Here is a 21,347-nt window from a genome sequence, read left to right on the forward strand (position 1 = left end):
ACAAATAAAATTCTCATGAAATTATACAGAACGCAACAAGGCCTTGTCATCAAAAAAGAAGAATCCCTTTACCCTGTGAAGGATCAGGAATGGGACGGTTTTCTGAACGACGAGCAACTCTACGAAAAAATGCTGCACATCACCCAAAGCACCTCACCGGAGCCAGGCGCAGCAGTGTGGCTGAAGAATGAGCTGCTGGCGCCAGTGGTGAGCCAGGAGATATGGGCAAGCGGGGTCACCTACAACCGCAGCAAAGTGGGCCGCCAGGAAGAGTCGAAGGAAAGCGGCGGCAAAGAGTTTTACGCCAAGGTATACGATGCTGAGAGGCCGGAGCTTTTTTTCAAGGCCACCGCGCACCGAACGGTGGGGCCGGGCGGAAAAGTGAACATCCGCAAAGACTCTACCTGGGATGTGCCCGAGCCCGAGCTGACGCTGGTGATCACCTCGTCGGGTAAAATCATCGGGTATACCATTGGCAACGACATGAGCTCCCGCAGCATCGAAGGCGAGAACCCGCTATACCTGCCGCAGGCCAAAACCTATGATGCCTGCGCCGCCGTTGGCCCTTGTGTGTATGTAACGCGGGAGCCGCTGCCGGCCAGCACAGGCATCCAGATGACGATTATCCGGCACGACAATGTGGTGTTTGAAGGCAACATAGAAATATCGGAGATGAAGCGCACCCCGCAGGAACTGGTGTCGTTTTTATACCGCGAATGCAGTTTCCCGCACGGCAGCCTGCTGATGACCGGAACCGGCATCGTGCCCGAAAAAGAGTTTACCCTGCAGCAGGGCGATGAGATCAGGATCACGATTGAGCCGATCGGCACCCTTGTCAATTTTGTGAGGTAACAATCGCCCGGCAGTCATTTAAATGAGTGCAGCAGCACTCAGGTTGTGAAGTCTTTTAACGTGAAAAACACATGGAATTAACAGGCAAAAATATTATTGGCCGCGCATTGGTGGCAGCGGGTGCAGAGACTTTCTTCGCGGTAAACCCATCGAGCGGCGAGGAGATGGTGCCTGGTTTTAACGAAGCCAGCCCGCAGGAAATAGACGATGCCGTGCAAAAGGCCGCGGCGGCTTTTCAGGTATACCGCACCACGTCTGGCGAGGAGAAAGCCATACTGCTGGAGACCATTGCCGACGAAATCATGGCCATTGGCGATGGGTTGATTGCACGCTGCATGGAAGAAACCGGCCTGCCCGAGGCACGCCTGACAGGCGAACGCGGCAGAACGGTGAACCAGCTGAAGCTTTTCGCGCAACTGTTGCGCGAAGGCTCCTGGGTAGATGCCCGCGTAGACACTGCTGACCCGGAGCGCAAGCCCATCCCGAAAGCCGACATCAGGAGCATGCTACAGCCGCTTGGCCCGGTGGGCGTGTTCGGGGCGAGTAATTTCCCGCTGGCTTTTTCGGTGGCGGGCGGCGATACGGCCTCGGCGCTGGCCGCGGGCTGCACGGTAGTGGTAAAAGCACACCAGGCGCATCCCGGCACATCGGAGTTAGTGGGTATGGCCATACAGCGGGCCGTCGAAAAATGCGACATGCCGGAAGGCACGTTCTCGATGGTGCAGGGCGCTTCAACCGGGGTAGGGCAAGCGCTTGTGCGGCACCCGCTCATCAAAGCGATCGGGTTTACAGGCTCGTTCCGCGGCGGCAAGGCGCTGTTTGATGAAGCCAACAAAAGAGAAGAACCCATACCGGTGTATGCCGAGATGGGCAGCACCAACCCGGTGTTCATTCTGCCGCGCGCCTTACAGCAAAAGAAGGAGAGCATCGCCCGCGACCTGGCCGCCTCGGTGGCAATGGGAGTGGGGCAGTTCTGCACGTCTCCCGGCCTTGTCTTTCTGCAAAAGTCAACGGACGAAGCGCAGTTCAGGCAATTGCTGGCGGAGAGTATGGGAGAGCTTGGCGGCGGCGTGATGCTGACCTCGGGTATCCGGAGCAATTATGAAAAAGGCGTGGAAAAACTGCGCAGCATAGCAGGCGTGGAAGTGCTGGCACAAGGCAAGGAAGGTGCCACCGCCTGCCACGGCACGGCTTATTTGCTGCATACCACTGCCCGGTCTTTCCTAGAGGAAGAAACGCTGGAAGAAGAAGTGTTTGGCCCGTCTACGCTGGCCGTAACCGCCGACGATAAAGCGGAGTTGCTGGAGGCAGCCAAACAGTTAAAAGGCCACTTGACCATTACCATACATGGCACAGAAGAAGACCTGCTGGAGAACCAGGACCTGATCGGTATGCTGGAGCAAAAGGCCGGCCGGCTGATCATTAACGGGTATCCCACGGGCGTTGAGGTGGGCTATGCCATGGTGCACGGCGGGCCATACCCCGCCACTACCGACAGCCGGACAACCTCGGTGGGCGCGGCTGCCATCATGCGCTTTGCCCGGCCGGTTTGCTACCAGTCTTTCCCGATGGCGCTGCTGCCGGATGCCCTGAAAGACGGCAACCCGCTGGCTATCTGGCGGCTGGTGAACGGTGCCTACGAGAAGAAATAATGAGGCCATACCTCTTTCCTTTTACTGTAATTTATACCTCGCTTATATGTCCACAGATAAAAAACTAAGGAGCTACGATTGGTTCGGCAAGTCTGATAAGATGGGCTTTGTGCACCGTTCCTGGCTACGGAACCAGGGCTATCCGGATGACTACTTCCAGGGGCGGCCCGTGATCGGGATATGCAACACCTGGTCGGAGCTGACGCCCTGCAACGGCCACCTGCGCGACTTTGCGGAGGTGGTGAAGCGGGGGGTGATCGAGGCGGGCGGCTTTCCGCTGGAGTTCCCGGTTACCTCGCTGGGCGAAACCATCATGCGGCCGACCACCATGCTTTTCAGGAACCTGGCCGCGATGGACACCGAGGAGTCTATCCGCGCCAACCCCCTGGATGGCATTGTGCTGCTGACGGGTTGCGATAAAACCACGCCCTCTACCCTGATGGGTGCTTGCAGCGTCGATCTGCCCACCATCGTGGTGCCCGGCGGACCGATGCTGAACGGCAGGTATAAGGGCGAGTGCGTTGGTTCCGGGTCTTTCAACTGGCTGATCAAGGAAAAACAGAAAGTGGCGCTTTACTCGGATGCCGACATCCATGCCATGGAAATCGGGGCGGCCCGAAGCCAGGGGCACTGCATGACGATGGGCACAGCCTCTACGATGGCCTGCATGGTGGAGGCGCTTGGCCTGACGCTTCCGGGGGCGGCGGCCATACCGGCCGTAGACTCGCGCAAGAAAGTGATGGCGCAACTGTCGGGCAGAAGAATTGTGGAGATGGTGAAAGAAGACCTCACCCTGTCAAAAATCCTGACGAGAAAGGCTTTTGAAAACGCCATTGTGGTCAACGCGGCCGTGGGCGGCTCGACTAACTTTATCATACACTTGCTGGCCATTGCCGGACGCCTGGGGGTAGAACTGAACCTGGATGATTTCGATGCCATCGGCAGTAAAATTCCGTTGCTGCTCAACCTGAAGCCTTCCGGTAAATACCTGATGGAGGACTTTTACTATGCGGGCGGCTTGCCTGTGGTGCTGAAAGAAATGCAACAGTACCTGCACAACGAGGTGATGACGGTAAATGGGCGCCCGATTGGTGAGAACAGCGGCGAGGCGGCCTGCTATAACGACGATGTCATCGCGACCGTGGACAAGCCTATTCAGAACGAGTCGGGCATTGCGGTGCTCAGAGGCAACCTCTGTGAGCAGGGCGCTATCATCAAGCCCTCTGCCGCCTCCCCGGAACTGATGAAGCACCGGGGCCGTGCGGTGGTGTTCGAGACCATCGAGGATTACCACCAGCGCATTGATGACCCGGACCTGGACATCGACGAAACCTGCGTGATTGTGCTGAAGGGCGTGGGGCCCAAAGGATATCCCGGCATGCCGGAGGTGGGAAACGTGGACCTTCCGGAGAAAATCCTGCGCAAAGGCATCCGCGACATGGTGCGCATTTCCGATGGCCGGATGAGCGGCACCGCCGCCGGTACCGTGGTGCTGCACGTGTCGCCGGAGTCTGCGGTGGGCGGCACCCTGGCGCTGGTGCAGGATGGCGACATGATTGAGCTGGACGTGGAAAACCGAAGGCTGCACCTGGATATTAGCGAGCAGGAACTTCAAGACCGGAGAGCCGCCTGGGTGCCCCCGGCTCCGATGGCGACACGCGGCTATGTGAAACTGTACATCGATCATGTGCAGCAGGCCCACCTTGGCGCGGATCTGGATGTGCTGCGTGGCGGCTCCGGCTCAGAAGTCACCAGAGACCTGCATTAGGTAGGGCGTCTGGCCAGTCTATTTATACCCCATACCGCCTGCTCTGTCGAGTGTAGAGACCAGGCGGTATTTTATCAAGCCGCGCTATACATGCCACAGGTATAAAAAAGCGGCGGCTGATTCAGGCACGTGGCCATTGTTCCTTGTAACAGTGGGCACGTGCCTTTTTTTATACCTATCCCGCAGCGTTTGGATAGCATATTGGCATGCTGTAGAGCGCTTCTTGCTCCTGTTGATTAGCAGTGTTTCTGGGGTAAAGCACTGATTTATAGCTTGTCGATGTTTGCTTTCAAGCCTATGTAATTCAAGGGCTATATGTGTATAATACCTTTATCGAATGGGTTTTGCATAATACCCCAAATCTATTCCCGTCAGGTTATACACAATCAACTATACCAACAGCTTACCTTCTGTTAACTGCTCTGCCAGAAAAGTAATTTCTGGCGCAAGCGTCCGCTTGTGCTGCTATTGTGTTGGGGATGTGCGGCAGGTTATTGCATTTGGGGCACAAGCGGACGCTTGCGCCAGGGAGATTGTTTTCAAGCCTATACCATTCATGGGTAATTTGCATACAACCAAGGCGCTATGCGAGGCCTGCTATGGATAGAAGTGCGTTGTAAACGGGGACATGTGACGGCGATAAGCCCCATTCTGCGCCATGCCACCATCAGGTATGGAGACACAAAAAGTGAGTGCTTAATTATTTTTCACAACAGAGGTGGTGCAGCGCTTTAGTTGTGTGTAATCTATATATAAACACTCACATCAAGATTAATGAATCATAGCTTACTCGATCGGTTCTACAGAGGGGAATGCACGCCAGAAGAGGCGCAGGCAGTGCTGCGTTGGTTCCGATCCGAAAACCTGAAGCCGGGGCAGGAGCAGGAGCTCCGCGCCCTGTGGAACGAGCAGGCCGAAACGCCGCATCTGACCCACGACGCTGAGGCCCTGCTGGGCCGGATCAAGGCGCAGCTGCCGCAGCAAGAGGCCCCCGAGACGCCTGTGCTCCATATGTCGCAGCCGCGGTTCTGGCTGAAGGTTGCGGCCGTGCTGCTGCCGCTCTTTCTGCTGGCCGGACTGGCGCTCTACAGCCTGCGCCCCGAGCCGGCCGCTTACGTGTCGGTGGAGGCCGCGCCGGGTGTGCGCAAGGCCGTTTACCTGCCCGACGGCTCGGTAGTGCACCTGCACGCGGGCAGCCGAGTGACTTTCCAAAAGGGCTTTGGCGGCAAGAAGCGGGAGATCGACCTGCAGGGGGAGGCCTTTTTCGAGGTAGCCAAAGACCGGCAGCGCCCCTTCATCGTGCATACCGGCGCAATCTCCACCCAGGCGCTGGGCACCTCGTTCAACATCCGGTACATGGCCGGCGAGGAGGCGATTGCTGTGTCGCTGGCCACGGGGGTGGTGCAAGTGGAGCGGCAGGCAGAAAAGGGCCGGAAGCAGCTGCTGGGCAGACTCACGCCGGGCCTGCAGCTCGCCTACCACGGGGCATCGCAGGAGTTCGCCGTGGCCCCCTTCGACCGGGCCGAGGTGCTGGGCTGGAAAGAGGGCGTGCTCACCTTCCGCAGTGCCGACATGGACGAGGTGGTGCGCAAGCTGGAGCAGTGGTATGGGGTGGAGATCGAGGTGGAGGCCAAGGGCAAACCCGGCAAAGCCTGGGACTATACCGGGGCCTACGACAACGAGTCGCTGGATAAGGTGCTCGAGGGCATCGGCTTCGTGAAGGGCTTTACCTACAAACGCACCAAAAAGAAAGTGAAAATCGAGTTTAACCAATCACAGCAGGATATGAGGCACGCAAAGGAATGAAAAAAGCCAGCCCTGGGATAGGGCTGGCTCTAGACTCCCCCCGAAGAAATCTGTTGACGCATTTTCTTGCAGAGGGGTTTGTTTAACGGTTTCAATCACATTAAACATCACAAATTTATGAAAAACAATTTTTACTACCTACTAAAAGGTGGGGTAACAAGTGCTCTGGCGGCAACGCTGGTGCTACTGCTTACCACCCTCTACGTATCCGCAGCCGATATTGACGTGCCGCTGCCCGATATGCAGAACGCAAAGGTGACGCTCTTGCTAAAAGAAGGCTCCCTGCAGGATTTTATCAAGAGCGTGGAAAACCAGACCCCTTTCCGCTTCACCTTTGATGAGAAAGAAGTATCAGGGAAAAAGGTGCTGTCAGTAAACGCCAGAAACGAGCCGCTCAGCAAAGTGCTCGACCGGGTGGGATCCGAAACAGGGCTGGAGTTTAAGCTGATCAATAACAATATCCATATACGGCTTGCCAAGGCCAGTAAGCCATCGTCGTTCAGCGTGCCCGCTGCCCGATTGAGTGCGCAAACGCAGGCGCCGGTCACCGGCCGTGTTACAGGCAGCAACGGTATTGGCTTGCCCGGTGTGAGTATCGCCGTGAGGGGAACCGGCAAAGGCACCGTTACCGATGTGGACGGAAATTTTACGATCGCCGCTTCCTCCGGTGATGTGCTTGTGTTCTCCTATATCGGGTTTGCCACCAAAGAAGTGACTGTAGGCAACCAAAGCAAACTAAATGTTACGCTGGGGGAGGATACACAGGCCCTGAAGGAAGTGGTAGTGACCGCGCTTGGCATTAAAAGGGAAGCGAAAAAGCTGGGCTATGCCACGACAACGGTAGATACGGATGCGCTTTTGAGCAGCCGGTCCACGAATGTGGGGAACAACCTTGTCGGAAAAGTATCCGGGGTAAACGTGCAGGCGCCGCCAACCGGACCGGGCGGCTCCTCCAAAATCAGGATCCGCGGGCAGTCTTCGTTCGGGGGCAACAACTCTCCGCTGATCGTAGTGAACGGCGTGCCGATTAACAACGTGGCGCAGGGGCGCGGCAACGGTGCCGACGAAGGCTTTGCCGGTGAGGCGAAATCTGACACAGGAGATGGCCTGCAAAGTATAAACCCAGAGGATATCGAGTCGATGACGGTGCTGAAAGGCGCGGCGGCAGCGGCCCTGTATGGCTTCCGGGCGAAAGACGGGGTCATCATCATCACCACCAAGTCCGGTGTCAACCAAACCGGCATAGGTATAACGGTTTCCTCCACGGTGCAGGCCGATCAGGCGCTGGACTTCACCGATTTTCAGTATGAGTACGGCCAGGGCGAAGGCGGCAAGCGTCCTCAAAGTGTGAGCGATGCCCGCTCGTCTGGGGTATGGAGCTTCGGGGAGCGCTTCGATGGCCAGCCCACCTGGCAGGTAGACGGAGAGCAGCACCCCTACGAGCCTTTCAAAGACCGCACCCACGCCTTTTACCGTACCGGCCTGATGCTGCAGAACAGCGTGGCGCTGGCCGGCGGAAATGAGAAAGGGAACTTCCGTGTATCCTTTTCCAACACCGATTCCGACGGCATCGTGCCCAAGTCGGGCTTTACCAGAAGATCCCTGAACCTGGGTTTGACTTATAACCTGACCGATAAACTCTCGACGCAGGTAAATGCCAACTACTCCAACGAGTATAACAAGAACCCGCCCGTTGTGTCGCAGCAGGACTTCAACGTGAACTCTACCCTGTATACCCTGGCCAATAGCATCGACCCCCGCTGGATGAAGGACGCCTATAAAGACCCGGTTACCGGCAACGAGATAAACCCGGCGCGTTTCACAAACCGCACCAACATGTACTGGTCGGTGAACGAGCGCTTCGAGAACCGCAAGCGCGACCGCCTCTTCGGCAATGTGTTGCTGCGGTATGAGCTAACGCCGTGGCTGTATGCGCAGGGCCGCGTGGGGCAGGATTATTTTAGCGTGAACCACGAGGTGAACCGCCCGACCGGCACCGCGTTTCTGCCGCCTCCGCCGTCTGGCTTTAACGGGAACTATTACCAGGATTCGGAGAATTTCCGGGAGCTTAACCTCGACTTCCTGATCGGGGCGAACCATGCCTTCGGCGACTTTAGCATCGATGCGGCTTTCGGCGGAAACTCCATGGAGCAGACCTCCCAAACGTTAAGCACCTCTGTTTCAAATTTCTATGTCCGTGACTTATATACCATCAACAACGGGCAGATCAAAGAGCCAGGCTTCGACTACTTCCGAAAGAAAGTAAACTCTTTATATGGAACCTTGGAGCTTGGTTTTCGCGAGTACCTTTTCCTGACCCTGACAAACCGGAACGACTGGTTCTCCACCCTCAACCCAAAATCTAACAGTTACTTATACCCATCGGCTAGTGTCAGCTATGTGTTCAGCCAGGCCTTTGCCAGCTCGCTGCCCACCTGGGTAAGCTTTGGCAAGCTGCGCGTGGCCTATGCCGAGGCAGGCGGCGACACCAACCCGTATACCAACAGTCTTTTCTATTCGCTCAACAACAACACGCTGAACGGGGTGCCGCTGGGCAGCATTGCCGGCACCACCAGCCCCAACCCGAACCTGCGGCCGCTGATTATAAAAGAAGCCGAGGTTGGCCTGGAACTGAAGCTGTTTGACAACCGGGTATTCCTGGACCTGGCCGCATACCGCAAGAATACCGAAGACGAAATCCTGAATGTGGATATCTCCAATGCCTCAGGGTATGGACAGACAAAAGTTAACGTGGGCAGACTGCGCAACCAGGGTGTTGAGATGCTGCTGGGCTTTATGCCGGTGCGCAACAGCACCATCAGCTGGGAGTCGGCCTTTAACCTGACCTACAACAAGAGCGAGGTGCTGGAGTTGGCCAATAACCAGCAACGGATAGACGTGGGCACGGGCGAGTACATCGGCATCGTGTCGCATGAGGTGGGGCTGCCGCTTGGCTCGCTGCGCGGCGTGGATTTCCGGCGCGACGACCAGGGGCGCGTGATAACGTCTGACGGCAGAATGCTGGGCGGCAACATCGTGACCTACGGCAGCGCCGTTCCCACGCATACCGGCGGCTGGCTGAACACCGTCAATTTCAAAGGCTTCCGCCTGTTTACGCAGGTCGACTTTAAGGCAGGCCACAAGATGATCTCCAACTCTAACTTTAACTGGTACCGCCACGGCTTGCACAAAGCCACGTTGGATGGCCGCGAGGGAGGGGTTATTTTCCCGAGCGTAACGCCCGAAGGCGAGCCGAACACCACGGCCGTGCTGCCTGGCACCTTTTACAACGGCGTGCGCAGCTTCAGTATAGCCACTCCTTTTGTGTACAATGCCAGCTTTGTGCGGTGGCGCACCCTCTCTCTGGGGTATGACCTGACCAAGGTCTTGTCCGGCAGTTTCATCAAGGGCATGAACGTCAATGCGTATGTCAACAATGTTCTCATGATCAAGAAATATGTTGATAACCTCGATCCGGAGTCGCAGTACTCGGCTTCTGATAACCTGGCAGGCCTCGAGGCGCACTCGCTCCCGACCACCCGCAGCTATGGCGTGAATATTAACATCAAATTATAATAGCAATTATGAGCAACATCATGAGAAAGAACATATATAAATCGATGGTAATGATTGCACTGCTATTTGGCGCGAGTAGTTGCGATAAGGATTTTGAAGAGATCAACACCAACCCGATAGAGCCGACTGCGCTGAACCCGGAGTATCTGTTTTCGGATGCGCAACGGACGTCTGCCGTGAACACGCTTACCTATCAGGCGCCCATCGTGCAGCAGGTGCAGATCCCTTTTTCGGGAAACCCGGCGGGCGGCAACCTGAATGTGGTGAACGAAACGAACACCGCGCCCATCTTTAACACGCTTTATACCGAGTCGATCCGCAACCTGACGGACATCATCGACAAGACCATAGACGACCCGGAGCGGAGCAACCTCTACAACATGGCCCGCATCTGGCGCGCCTACTGTTTCCAGGTGTTAGTGGACACGTATGGCGATGTGCCTTACGCGGAGGCAGGAAAGGGGTATCTGGAGAGTACCTACCTGCCAACCTACGAGCAGGCGTCGGTTATCTACGAGGATCTCATTAAGGAGTACCAGCAGGCGACCGATGCGCTTAACCCGGATGGCGACATCGTGCAGGGCGACCTGTTTTACCAGGGCAACATTGCCCAGTGGAAAAAGCTCGGCAACTCCCTTTTGCTGCGCACCGGCATGCGCTATACCGAAACCGATCAGGCGAAAGCCCAATCCATCGTGGCGGTTGCCATTGACCCGGCGCGGGGCGGTGTGATGCGTTCTACCGACGATGATGCCTATGTGCCGTTCAGCGGTATTTTCACGCACCCCATGTCGTCGCAGTTGCAGGCCACAGAGCGCCATAACTACTATGTGGGCGCTCCTTTTGTGAGTTTCCTGCAAAACACCAACGACCCGCGGCTAAGGTACATTGCGGTGAAGTATGAGAACCCGGTGAACCCGTTGGCGACCGCAGGCGCGGAAAATACAAATCCGGAAGATCAGCAGGGGATGCCCTATGGGTATGACGAAACCACGATTGCCACCGCACCGGGCTTTCCGGGTAAAATTGGCTCTGCCTTCGCCTACTCGCAGCTGAACCGCAGAACAGTGCTGCGCCTCGACCGTCCGGAATTTGTGGTGACCTATGCGCAGACCTCGCTGCTCATGGCCGAAGCCGCCCACCGGGGGTATATCGCGGGGGGAGAGGCCATGGCGCAGGAGTATTACGAGGCGGGTATCCGGGCGCACATGCAGCAAATGGAAGCTTACAGCGGTGACACGGAAAGCTCCACCATCGATATCTCAGCGAGCCAGGTAGACGCTTACCTGCAGGAGCCCGAAGTGGCGTATGACCCTGCCCGCGCCCTGGAGCAAATCAACGAACAGTACTGGGTGGCCTCGTTCCTGCAGTTTCAGGAGGCCTGGTCCAATTTCCGCAGAAGCGGTTACCCCACCTTACAGCCGATCAATTATCCGGGGCAGGATCCTTCCGTCAACGCTACCGGCGACGGCTTTATCCGGAGGTTAACCTATCCGCTCCGCGAACGGTCGGTGAACACGACTAATGTAGAAGCGGCCATCGCAAGAATGGGCGGAAACACGCTGGGTACCCGGGTCTTCTGGGATGCGCAGTAGCAGGCTTCCATACCCAGTGGAGTGACTTTTTTTCAGTGCAAACAGTGGTTGATTTTAGAGGGTAAAGTTTTGTGAGTAAGGCTTTGCCCTCTTTCCACCGTGCCCTCCAGCGGCAATGGAAGCACTATGCCCAGTCACGGACAGAAAACTATAAAAAGACCCTGAATCCTGAGCCTCGGGTATTGCCGTTGGCTTGTGGCCTTCTCCACATGAAATACAAATAAACTATTGTATGAAGAAGATTTACCTATACTCTTTCCTGATGTTATGCCTTGGCTTGTCCACTGTTTCGGTAGCACAGCAGATTTCGCGGGAGGAGATGCTTTTTCTCACGCCTGAGTGGAAAGGCGAGCGCTTCCCGGACGGGCGGCCCAAGGTGCCGGATGCTATTATCCGGAGAATGAAGCTGGTGACGCACGAAGAAGCCTGGTCGGTGATGAAAGGCGAAAACTACAAATACCAGTATGCCGAGGGCTGGCTGGTGGTTAACCCGGACAGCGTGCTGGTGGGGCGGGCGCTCACAGCCACGTTTATGCCCGGGCGGCCGGATATCCACCGTGTGATCGACAAAAAAGGCCACGGCAAAGACGGCCGCATCAAATCCCAGAACTCCTGGCCGATCGATCTGCTGGTGAAAGGCGATGTGTACGTCGTGGACCAGTTTGGGGCGCACGTAGACGGGCCAACCATCGGCGATAACCTGGCGAACTCCATTTACGCCAAATCCGGCAACGGCATCGTGTACGAAGGGGCCATCCGCGACATTGCCGGCCTCAAAGAGCTGGGCTCCTTTACCTCCTTTGTCAGAAGCTATCACCCCTCGCATCACCTGAACAACCCGGACGGCGAGCTGAACACCACGCTGATCGGGATTAACAAGCCCACGCGGATAGGCACCGTGCTGGTGATGCCGGGCGACATAGTGTTGGGCCGCGATGGCGGCGTGAGCTTTATACCCCCGCACCTGGCGGAGAAGGTAGTGAAAACCTCAGAAGTTGTGCGGCTGCGCGACATGTTCGGGCACCAGCGCCTGCGCGAGCAGAAATACACGGCAGGCCAGATCGATAACCGCTGGTCAGCGGACATTGAGAAGGATTTCTCGAAATGGCTGAACGACCACGTGAATGAATTGCCGGTTCCGAAGGAGCAGATTCAGGAGTTATTAAAAACCCGCACCTGGTAAGTGCACCACGACATCATAAACGAAGAAAACATGGCGAATAATCAATCCAGAAGATCATTTTTGACCAAAGGCAGTATGGCTGGCCTGGCTAGTTTTACCCTGATGTCCACGTTTGGGCATGAGCTGGAGGCGGCAGTGGACAAGGCACCGAAGGCCTCCAGCCCATCGGACCTGAAGATTACCGACATCAAGGCCGCTTACATCCGCAACGGGCACAGCCTCTTTGTGAAAGTGCACACCAACCAGGGGGTATGGGGCTGCGGCGAGGCGGTAGACGCGACACCCGGCACCTACCAATTGGTGAAGATGTTTGGGGAGCGCATCAAAGGGAAAAGCCCGCTGAATGTGCACCGCATTTTTGAGGACGTCCGGAAGGCAGGCTTTTTTGAAGGGGCCCAGTCGGGCATGTATGTGGCCGTGCTGACTGCGGTGGAGACTGCCCTTTGGGATTTAACCGGCAAAGCGCTGGGCGTGCCCGTGTACCAGTTGCTGGGCGGCAAGTTCCGCGACAAGGTGCGGTTATACTGCGACACCGCCGCATACCGGGCAAAAAACCCAACGCCCGAAATGTATGGAGAGGCGGCCAAGGATGTGGTGAAAAGGGGCTATACCGCTGTAAAGTTCGACATAGACGAAGCCAACGACCCCAACAAGTATGACCACTATAACTGGACGGCCAGCCCGGCAGAGCTGGAGCGCATGTATAACCAGATTGCCGCCGTGCGGGCCGCGGTTGGGCCGCACATCGATATTTGTGTGGACATGCACGGCCGCTACGATGCCACCACCGGCCACCGCGTCGCCAAACTGATGGAGCCACTGAACCTGATGTTTCTGGAAGAGCCGGTTCCGGCCGAGAACGTGGATGCCCTCAAGCTGATCACCGACTCCACCAGCACGCCGATCTGTGTGGGCGAAAACCTATACCTGGCCCACGGCTTCCGCCGCCTGCTAGAGATAGGCGCCGCCGATATGATTATGCCTGACCTGCAGAAAGCGGGCGGGTTAGGCGAGGCCCAGCGCATCGCCAACCTGGCCAACCTGTATTATGTGCCGTTTTCGCCGCATATGGTGGGCTCTTACCTGGCGGCCATGGCCTCCAGCCACGTGTGCGCATCGGTGCCGAACTTCGCCATCATGGAGTGGCAGCTCTACTTCCATACCGACCCGATGTTCAAAGAGATCGTGACCTTCGACGGCCCTATGACCGTGGATGGGCACATTGTGGTTTCGAATAAGCCGGGTATAGGGGTCGAGATAAACGAAGAGGGTATGAAAAAGTACGCGACGAAGGGGTATCCATTCTTTGTGTAAGCCTTGGCTTCCCTTTTAACAGTTTTTTGGCAGGTATATAATTTTTGTAATACTTAATAGCAACTTACATGAAGAAAAATTTAACATGGATGGCCGTTTTCCTATTGTCCGGCTTTATGGCAACCGCGCAGCAGGTTACTCCTACTCCCGATCAGATCAAAATACTCACTTCGGAGTGGAAAGGCGAACGCTACCCCGACGGAAGGCCCAAGGTGTCGGACGAATACCTGAAAAGATTGAAGAACATCTCGATTGAAGAAGCCTGGGGAGTGCTTCGTAACAAAGGGTATCAGAACCAATACGAAGGCGAATGGATGGTCATACATCCGGACAGCACCATGACGGGCCGCGTGGTCACCGCGCAGTATATGCCGCTGCGCCCCGACATGGAGAAGGTGTTCAAAGAAAAAGGAAAAGCAGAAGGCCGCAGTCAGGCCGGGGGCACCAACTCCTGGCCGATTGACGTGCTGAAGGAGGGCGATATCTACGTGGCCGACGGCTATGGCAAAATCGTGGATGGCACCCTGATCGGCGACAACCTCGGCAACTCCATCTATGCCAAGTCGAAGCGCGGGGTTATTTTTTACGGCTCTGTGCGCGATGTGGAAGGGCTGAGCGAGATCAAGGGCTTCAACGGCTGGATCAAGGGCCAGGACCCTTCCTATATACAGCAAATGATGCTAAGCGGCATCAACGTACCCATCCGGATTGGCCGTGCCACCGTTTTGCCGGGCGATGTCGTGCTGGCCAAGAAAGCGGGCACCGTGTTCATCCCCTCGCACCTGGTGGAAGAGCTGGTGATCAATGCGGAGTTCATCGCCCTGCGGGATGAGTTTGGGCACCAACGCTTGCGCGAGGGCAAGTATACCCCCGGCGAGGTGGACAGCAAGTGGAACGACAAAATCAAAAACGATTTTGTGCAGTGGACCAAAGCGAGAAAAGACCTCCCCATGAGCCGCAACGAGCTGGATGAATACATGAAGAACAGAACGTGGTAGTGCCAGCTCCCTGATTGAGAATTATCTGATTTATCATCTGTACCATAAACATCAGTATCATGAAAAGCATCTTACAGCAAATTATTGCAGCCAATAAAACACAGGAAGCAGCAGACGCGGCAGCACGGCAGGCGGAGATCAATAACCCCGCTACCAAAGACAACCGCCGCGATTTCCTGAAAAAGTCGGCCTTGGGCGGTATAGCGCTGGGCGGCTTTCTGGGTATGTCGATCGAGGACACCCTGGCCCAGACGACCTCTAAAGTGAAACGCGACTCAAAGCCATCGGACCTGAAAATAACGGACCTGCGCTACGCTTTAACGTCGGTGCTGGGAGGCACAGCCATCATCCGGATCGACACGAACCAGGGCATATATGGATTGGGCGAAGTGCGGGACGGCGCGGACCCACGGTACGCGCTGATGCTCAAGAGCCGCATCTTAGGCCAAAATCCGTGTAACGTGGAGCAGATATTCAAGTCCATCAAGCAGTTTGGCGGCCCGTCGCGGCAGGCGGGCGGGGTATGCGGTGTAGAGATGGCGCTCTGGGATTTGTGCGGAAAAGCCTACAACGTGCCGGCCTGGCAGCTGTTGGGCGGCCGGTACCGTGATAAAGTAAGGCTGTATGCCGATACGCCGGAGGCTGCCTCCCCGGAGGAGCAGGCAAAACTGATAAACTACCGCGTGAAGGATCAGGGGTATACCTGGCTGAAGATGGACGTGTCGATCGGGGAGCTGAAAGGCATACCCGGCACGGTGGTAAACTCCAAATTCTGGGAGAATGCCCAGGGCAGCCTGGCACAGTGGGGCGATCAGAGCAATTACATGTCCTACGGAAACACGGCGCATCCTTTCACACAGATCCAAATCACGGAGAAGGGCCTGGACCATCTGGCGAATATAGTGGAGAACACCCGCAAGCTGATAGGGTATGACATTCCGCTCTCCACCGACCACTACGGGCATTTCGGTATGAATGAGGGGATCCGCTTGGGCAAGGCGCTCGATAAGTACCGGCTGGCCTGGCTGGAGGATATTGTGTCGTGGGAGCTGACGGACCAGTGGAAAACGATGTCGGACGCGCTGGAAACGCCGCTCACAACCGGCGAAGACATTTACCTCCTCAAAAACTTCAAGCCCCTGATCGATCAGCGCGCCGTGGATATCATCCACCCAGACCTGGCCAGCTCCGGAGGCCTTCTGGAGACGAAGAAAATCGCTGACTATGCCGAAGAAAATGGTATTGCGATGGCGATGCACCAGGCTGGCACGCCAGTCTCGTTTATGGCCAACGTGCATTGTGCCGCTGCCACGCAAAACTTCCTGGCCCTGGAGCATCACTCCGTGGACTTGCCTTGGTGGGAAGACCTGGTGAAAACCACAGACGGCCGCCCCATGATTACGAAAGGCTTTGCCAATGTGCCGCTGGATGCGCCGGGTCTGGGCATCGAGCTGAACGAAGACGTGGTGAAAAAGCATCTGCACCCGCGCGACAAAAGCTTCTTTGCGCCTACCAAAGACTGGGACGAAAAACGGTCGCACGACAGAGTGTTTAGCTAAGAGCATGTTTAAAATTCATCTTTTGGGCTGCAAATTGTTCATAAAGGAACCTGACTTCGCCTTTTTATCACCCCATAGCGCTGCTATGCGGCTCGAAAAACGCTTCGCCAGAACCCTTCCTGAACAATTTTCGCTTCCAAAAACGAAATTTAAACATGCTCTAAGAGCCTTTAACCTCCCTGCAGGAAGCGATAGTTTTTTGCGGGGAGGTATACTCCAGTTTTCAGAGAGGTCTCAACTTCTTCATTTAAACACATAGTACTTTGAAACAAATTAACCTATCCAAAATTGCATTGGGCCTGGCGGCGGCTTGCCTCGTAGTTGGCCTTGCGCTTACGCTGCGCAGCAGCATTGCGCAGGCGGGGCCATTTTTCATCGCCTTCTTTGCCGCGCTGGCAGTGGCTTTTCGGGGGTATGCGCACCTGCGGGGCTTCTCTTACACGGTTATGATTTTTGCGGCGGTTACGATGGCGCTCTACTACCCGGGCTACTTTGTGGAGGCAGGCGGCTTCCAGTTTGCCGTGCTCATCACGCCGCTTATCCAGCTGATCATGTTCGGTATGGGCACATCGATGAGCGTGCAGGATTTTATCGGGGTGGCCCGCATGCCCAAAGGCGTGATTATCGGTATCCTCTGCCAGTTCAGCATCATGCCTTTTCTGGGGTTTGCCCTGGCCAGCGTGAGCGGTTTCAGCCCGGAGATTGCCGCCGGTATCATCCTGATCGGCTGCTCGCCCAGTGGTTTGGCCTCCAACGTGATGAATTACCTGGCGAAAGCCAACCTGGCCCTGTCCATTACCATCACGGCCATCACCACGCTGCTAGCTCCCTTGTTCACGCCTTTGCTCATGAGCCTGCTGGCTGGCGCCTTCATCGAAATCAACATTCTGGACATGATGTGGGACATCGTGAAGATGGTGATCCTGCCGATCGGGGCGGGGCTCTTGTTTAACAAGCTGCTGCGCGGAAAAGCCAAGTGGCTGGACGATGCCATGCCGCTGGTATCGATGTTCGGGATTGCCTTCATTATCGTGATCATTACTGCCGCCGGCCGCGACAGCCTGCTGGAAATAGGCGGGCTGCTGATTGCGTTGGTGTTGGTGCACAACCTGGCCGGGTATACCCTCGGTTACTGGGCAGGCCGCCTGTTCCGGATGAATGAGCGGGATTGCCGCACGATCGCCATCGAAGTGGGAATGCAGAATGGCGGGCTGGCGTCGGGTATCGCCAAGGGTATGGGAAAGATTGCCACTGTCGGGCTGGCTCCGGCTGTTTTCGGTCCGCTGATGAACATCACCGGTTCCATTCTGGCCTCTTACTGGCACCGCCGACCACCGGCCGGAGAGTATGATGAAATGGTGGACACAGATGAGGCCGAGCTAGTGCAGCGCTAACCATTTTATGTATGGGTGCGCAGGTTCTGCGCCGTCGGTGTGGCGGTATGAGTTTTATAACAATGAGAATAGTTTGATCTCCCAAAAAACAGCGTCATGAATAAATTTCTTGTTCCATTCCTATGCCTTCTTCTCCTGGCGGTTGCCGCCAATGCGCAATCGAAAGAGGAGGCTGCGGTAGCCGCCGCAGTCGAAAAATTTAACCAGGCGATGGTCAGCGCCGACAGAAGCCAGCTGAATCAGCTAACGGCCGGGGAGTTGAGTTATGGGCACTCCAGCGGCAAAGTGCAGGACAAAGTAGCTTTTGTAGATGACGTGGTGGACGGCGCCTTTGATTTTCTTACGATAGCGGCGAGCGACCAGTCGATTTTGCTGGCGGGCAACACGGCCATCGTACGGCATGTTTTTTCCTCGGAAGCCACCAATAACGGTACCCCCGTGAGAATCAAAATCGGGAATATGCTGGTTTGGCAAAAACAGAAAGGGCAGTGGAAGCTGTTGGCCCGGCAGGCCTTTAAGCTATAGTGCCTGCAAAATAGCGGACAAAGGCAGGTCTGAAGTAGTGGTGGCTTAAGCTTTTGTGTATAGCCTTTTGTGTATAGCATTGACTGCACATATCAGCATCACGACTATGTCGATTTTACAAACCAGCCGCTGTATTCGGGCAGGGATGGTATGGCAACTAAGGATGTAAACAGCGGCGGCAACCCCGTCCGGTGCCTTTCGATGCATTGTATGCAAAGCAAATGTATACCTGCTGCAGCCACCGGTTTCTTACTTTATTGCTCGTTCTCACGGCTCCTTGCTCAGGCGCACATGTATAAATATCCTTTCTGAGAAGGCTGTTTCTCAGGAGGCCATGTCTTTCTGTAAAAATCAAAAAAACACATGAACCTTACGCTGAAATACCTTGCGATGGCGTTGTGCCTGCAGGTGCTCTGGGGCTGCCAATCCACGGAAAAGGAGAACGACACAGCCGCACTGCAACAGGATTGGCCAGCTTACGGGGGTAACGCTGCCGGTAACCGCTATTCGCCCCTCACCCAGATCAACAAAGGCAATGTGCAGCAGCTGCAGGTAGCCTGGACCTACGATACCGGGGAAAACAACAATCCCGAAGAGCGCGGCATCAACATCCAGTGCCAACCCATTATGGCCAATGGTATGGTATACGCCACCTCACCCAAGCTGAGGCTTTTTGGCGTGCGCGCCACCACCGGCGAGGAGGTATGGACGTTTGATCCTTTCAAAGACAAAAGCGAGCGGTATCACCCGAACCGGGGCGTGCTTTACTGGGAAGACGGCGACGACAAGCGTATTTTATATACCGCAGGCCCGACGCTGTATGCCCTCCATGCCGCCACGGGCGAGTTGGTGGCGGGCTTCGGAGAAAAGGGGGAGGTGAGTCTGCACGAAGGCCTGGGCGACAAAGAGACGTTTGGCCACGACGTGCGCGACCTGACGGTGGACGTGACCACACCGGGCGTCATCTACAAAGACCTGCTGATCATAGGGTCGCGGGTATCGGAGTATGGCGACGCGGCGCCGGGGTATATCCGGGCGTTTGATGTGCGCACCGGAAAGTTGCGCTGGGTGTTCCATACCATTCCGCAACCGGGCGAGTATGGGTATGACACCTGGCCAAAAGATGCCTACAAGCGGGTGGGCGGCGCCAATGCCTGGGGGGGGATGGTGGCCGATGTAAAGCGCGGTGTGGTGTATACCGGCACCGGGTCGGCGGCCTTCGATTTTTACGGTGGCAACCGGCACGGCAAAAACCTGTTTGCGAACTGTGTGCTGGCCCTCGATGCCGAAACGGGCAAGCGGCTCTGGCACTTCCAGACGCAGCACCACGATGTATGGGACCGCGACATGCCCTGTCCGCCCAACCTGGTGACGGTAAACCACAACGGAAAAAAGGTAGACGCCCTGGCCGCGGCCACCAAAGACGGCCTCTTGTTTGTGCTGAACCGGGATACCGGCGAGCCCTTGTTTCCGGTGGAAGAAGTGCCGGTGCCCACACACGGTGCCCTGCCGGGCGAAAAGCTCTGGCCCACGCAGCCCATCCCCACCAAGCCAGCCCCTTTTTCGCGGCAGGAGTTCACAGAGGCCGACCTGACGGACATCTCGCCGGAGGCGCACGCTTATGTGAAAGAACGGTTTCTGGCCAGCCGGCATGGCAGTAAATACCTCGCTCCGAGCACGCAGGGCTCCTTTATCTTTGGCATTGGCGGAGGGGCCGAGTGGGGTGGAAACGCGGCATCGCCCGATGGCATCCTATACCAGAACGCCAACGAGTCGCCGTATGACCTGAAGATGCTGCCCACCACGCTTTCTGATGGCAGCGGTTCGCCGGGCAAAGTAATCTATGCGAACAACTGCGCGCCCTGCCACGGCACCGACCGGAAAGGCAGTGAGGCATTCCCCAACCTGGTGGGTGTGCACAAACGGCTCACGAAGGAGCAGATTGCCACTGTGGTGAAGACAGGGCGAGGCCGGATGCCTTCTTTCCAGCACATGTCTGCCAACGACCGGGAGATCATCGTAAACTTTCTGCTGGACACCGAGGCCAAGCCACCCGCGCCCGCATCAAATGACTTTCACAGTGCCGTGCCCACAGCCGCCGCCAATCCAGACGCAGATTTCCCCTATATGCCGCCTTACATCAACAATGGCTATAAGAAGTTTCTGGACCAGAACGGCTATCCGGCAGTGAAGCCACCCTGGGGCACGCTCAACGCCATCGACCTGAACACGGGCGAGTATCTTTGGCGCGTGCCGTTGGGGGAGTTTGAGGAACTCACCAAACAGGGCATCCCGCAAACCGGCACCGAGAACTACGGCGGCCCGATTGTAACTGCCGGCGGCCTGATTTTCATCGCCGCCACCGCCGACGAGAAAATAAGGGCATTCGACAAAGACACGGGCAAGGTGGTATGGGAGTACAAGTTGCCGGCAGGCGGCTTCGCCACGCCCATGACCTATATGGCCGAAGGCAAGCAATACATCGTGATCGCCGCCGGCGGAAGCAGGTATGGCCTGAAGCCGGGCGGCTCCTACGTCGCTTTTGCCTTGCCTTAGGTATGGGGATGTGGTAGAAACCTGTTTTTGTGTTTTTCATGGTTTTCTGGTTGTTAATGGAGATGTTGTCTGGCTTTCTGAACGCAGCTTGTCAGCAGTTCGTGGCTTTATTGGCTGTATAAAATAGGACGCCTTTTGATATGAATGCATCGCCGATCCGCTTAATTTCCAAGGAGGCATGTGGATGTGCAACCAACTGTTTGATGTGGCGGTCTGCTCATGTTGCTAAAACATTTTACCATCCTGATTACAAAGTACTTGGTGAAATTTTAATTCTGGTATTATTTTATCAAATTATAGGCTAAAAACTACAAAAATGTTTATGGGTTGATGCGAGTTAATATCTTTAATACAGTTTTTAGTGGGCAATCACGATAAGTGACCGATGATGTTGTGGTGTTGGAAGACCTATACAAAATGGCTTTTAGAATTGGGGTATAAAATTGCACCTTTCCGAGTCAGCAGGTGGGTGTGGCAAGGCAGAAAACAGCGGTGCGGCAGGAGTACCAGCGCCAGTTGCTCTTTCAGATTTTAAGCAGAAAACAGTTTTTATTCTTTAACAAATATCA

At 56.0% G+C, this 21,347-nt stretch carries 13 protein-coding genes; all 13 read left to right on the top strand.

Annotation, left to right across the window (positions count from 1 at the left end; all coding sequences use genetic code 11):
• The first annotated feature begins 15 nt into the window (after positions 1-15).
• The 13 genes from MKJ04_RS04285 to MKJ04_RS04345 all read left to right on the top strand — a co-directional run bounded on the left by MKJ04_RS04285 (position 16) and on the right by MKJ04_RS04345 (position 20,778).
• Positions 16-852, top strand: a complete 837-nt coding sequence (locus MKJ04_RS04285) for a fumarylacetoacetate hydrolase family protein (protein WP_241639672.1) — start codon at positions 16-18, stop codon at positions 850-852.
• A gap of 71 nt (positions 853-923) precedes the next feature.
• Positions 924-2,504 carry an aldehyde dehydrogenase (NADP(+)) gene (locus MKJ04_RS04290; protein ID WP_241639675.1) on the top strand — a complete coding sequence of 527 codons (1,581 nt, stop codon included), beginning with the start codon at positions 924-926 and terminating at the stop codon, positions 2,502-2,504.
• Positions 2,505-2,550: 46 nt separating this feature from the next.
• A complete protein-coding gene (locus MKJ04_RS04295; RefSeq protein ID WP_241639676.1) occupies positions 2,551-4,272 on the top strand; it encodes an IlvD/Edd family dehydratase in 1,722 nt (573 codons plus the stop codon).
• Between the two features lie 774 nt (positions 4,273-5,046).
• Positions 5,047-6,078: a FecR family protein gene (locus MKJ04_RS04300; protein ID WP_241639677.1), complete on the top strand. Its 1,032-nt coding sequence runs from the start codon at positions 5,047-5,049 to the stop codon at positions 6,076-6,078.
• Positions 6,079-6,195: 117 nt separating this feature from the next.
• Positions 6,196-9,654, top strand: coding sequence for a SusC/RagA family TonB-linked outer membrane protein (locus tag MKJ04_RS04305; RefSeq protein ID WP_241639678.1), 3,459 nt, complete (start codon positions 6,196-6,198; stop codon positions 9,652-9,654).
• Positions 9,655-9,674: 20 nt separating this feature from the next.
• On the top strand, positions 9,675-11,249 hold the full coding sequence (locus tag MKJ04_RS04310; protein WP_241639679.1) for a SusD/RagB family nutrient-binding outer membrane lipoprotein: 1,575 nt from the start codon (positions 9,675-9,677) through the stop codon (positions 11,247-11,249).
• A 232-nt stretch (positions 11,250-11,481) separates the two neighbouring features.
• The gene (locus MKJ04_RS04315; RefSeq protein WP_241639680.1) at positions 11,482-12,432 is read left to right on the top strand and encodes an RraA family protein; all 951 of its coding nucleotides are present in this window, start codon (positions 11,482-11,484) and stop codon (positions 12,430-12,432) included.
• 30 nt (positions 12,433-12,462) lie between these two features.
• The gene (locus MKJ04_RS04320) at positions 12,463-13,746 is read left to right on the top strand and encodes a mandelate racemase/muconate lactonizing enzyme family protein (protein WP_241639681.1); all 1,284 of its coding nucleotides are present in this window, start codon (positions 12,463-12,465) and stop codon (positions 13,744-13,746) included.
• A 68-nt stretch (positions 13,747-13,814) separates the two neighbouring features.
• Positions 13,815-14,744, top strand: coding sequence for an RraA family protein (locus tag MKJ04_RS04325; protein ID WP_241639682.1), 930 nt, complete (start codon positions 13,815-13,817; stop codon positions 14,742-14,744).
• A 59-nt stretch (positions 14,745-14,803) separates the two neighbouring features.
• The gene (locus MKJ04_RS04330; protein ID WP_241639683.1) at positions 14,804-16,303 is read left to right on the top strand and encodes a mandelate racemase/muconate lactonizing enzyme family protein; all 1,500 of its coding nucleotides are present in this window, start codon (positions 14,804-14,806) and stop codon (positions 16,301-16,303) included.
• 272 nt (positions 16,304-16,575) lie between these two features.
• Entirely contained in the window at positions 16,576-17,697 is a 1,122-nt protein-coding gene (locus tag MKJ04_RS04335; RefSeq protein ID WP_241639759.1) for a bile acid:sodium symporter family protein, read from the top strand.
• A gap of 96 nt (positions 17,698-17,793) precedes the next feature.
• Complete coding sequence (locus MKJ04_RS04340) at positions 17,794-18,222, top strand: nuclear transport factor 2 family protein (protein ID WP_241639684.1); 429 nt, start codon at positions 17,794-17,796, stop codon at positions 18,220-18,222.
• A gap of 363 nt (positions 18,223-18,585) precedes the next feature.
• Positions 18,586-20,778 carry a PQQ-binding-like beta-propeller repeat protein gene (locus MKJ04_RS04345; protein WP_241639686.1) on the top strand — a complete coding sequence of 731 codons (2,193 nt, stop codon included), beginning with the start codon at positions 18,586-18,588 and terminating at the stop codon, positions 20,776-20,778.
• Positions 20,779-21,347 lie beyond the last annotated feature (569 nt).

The organism is Pontibacter sp. E15-1, assembly GCF_022601975.1.
Taxonomy (GTDB): domain Bacteria; phylum Bacteroidota; class Bacteroidia; order Cytophagales; family Hymenobacteraceae; genus Pontibacter.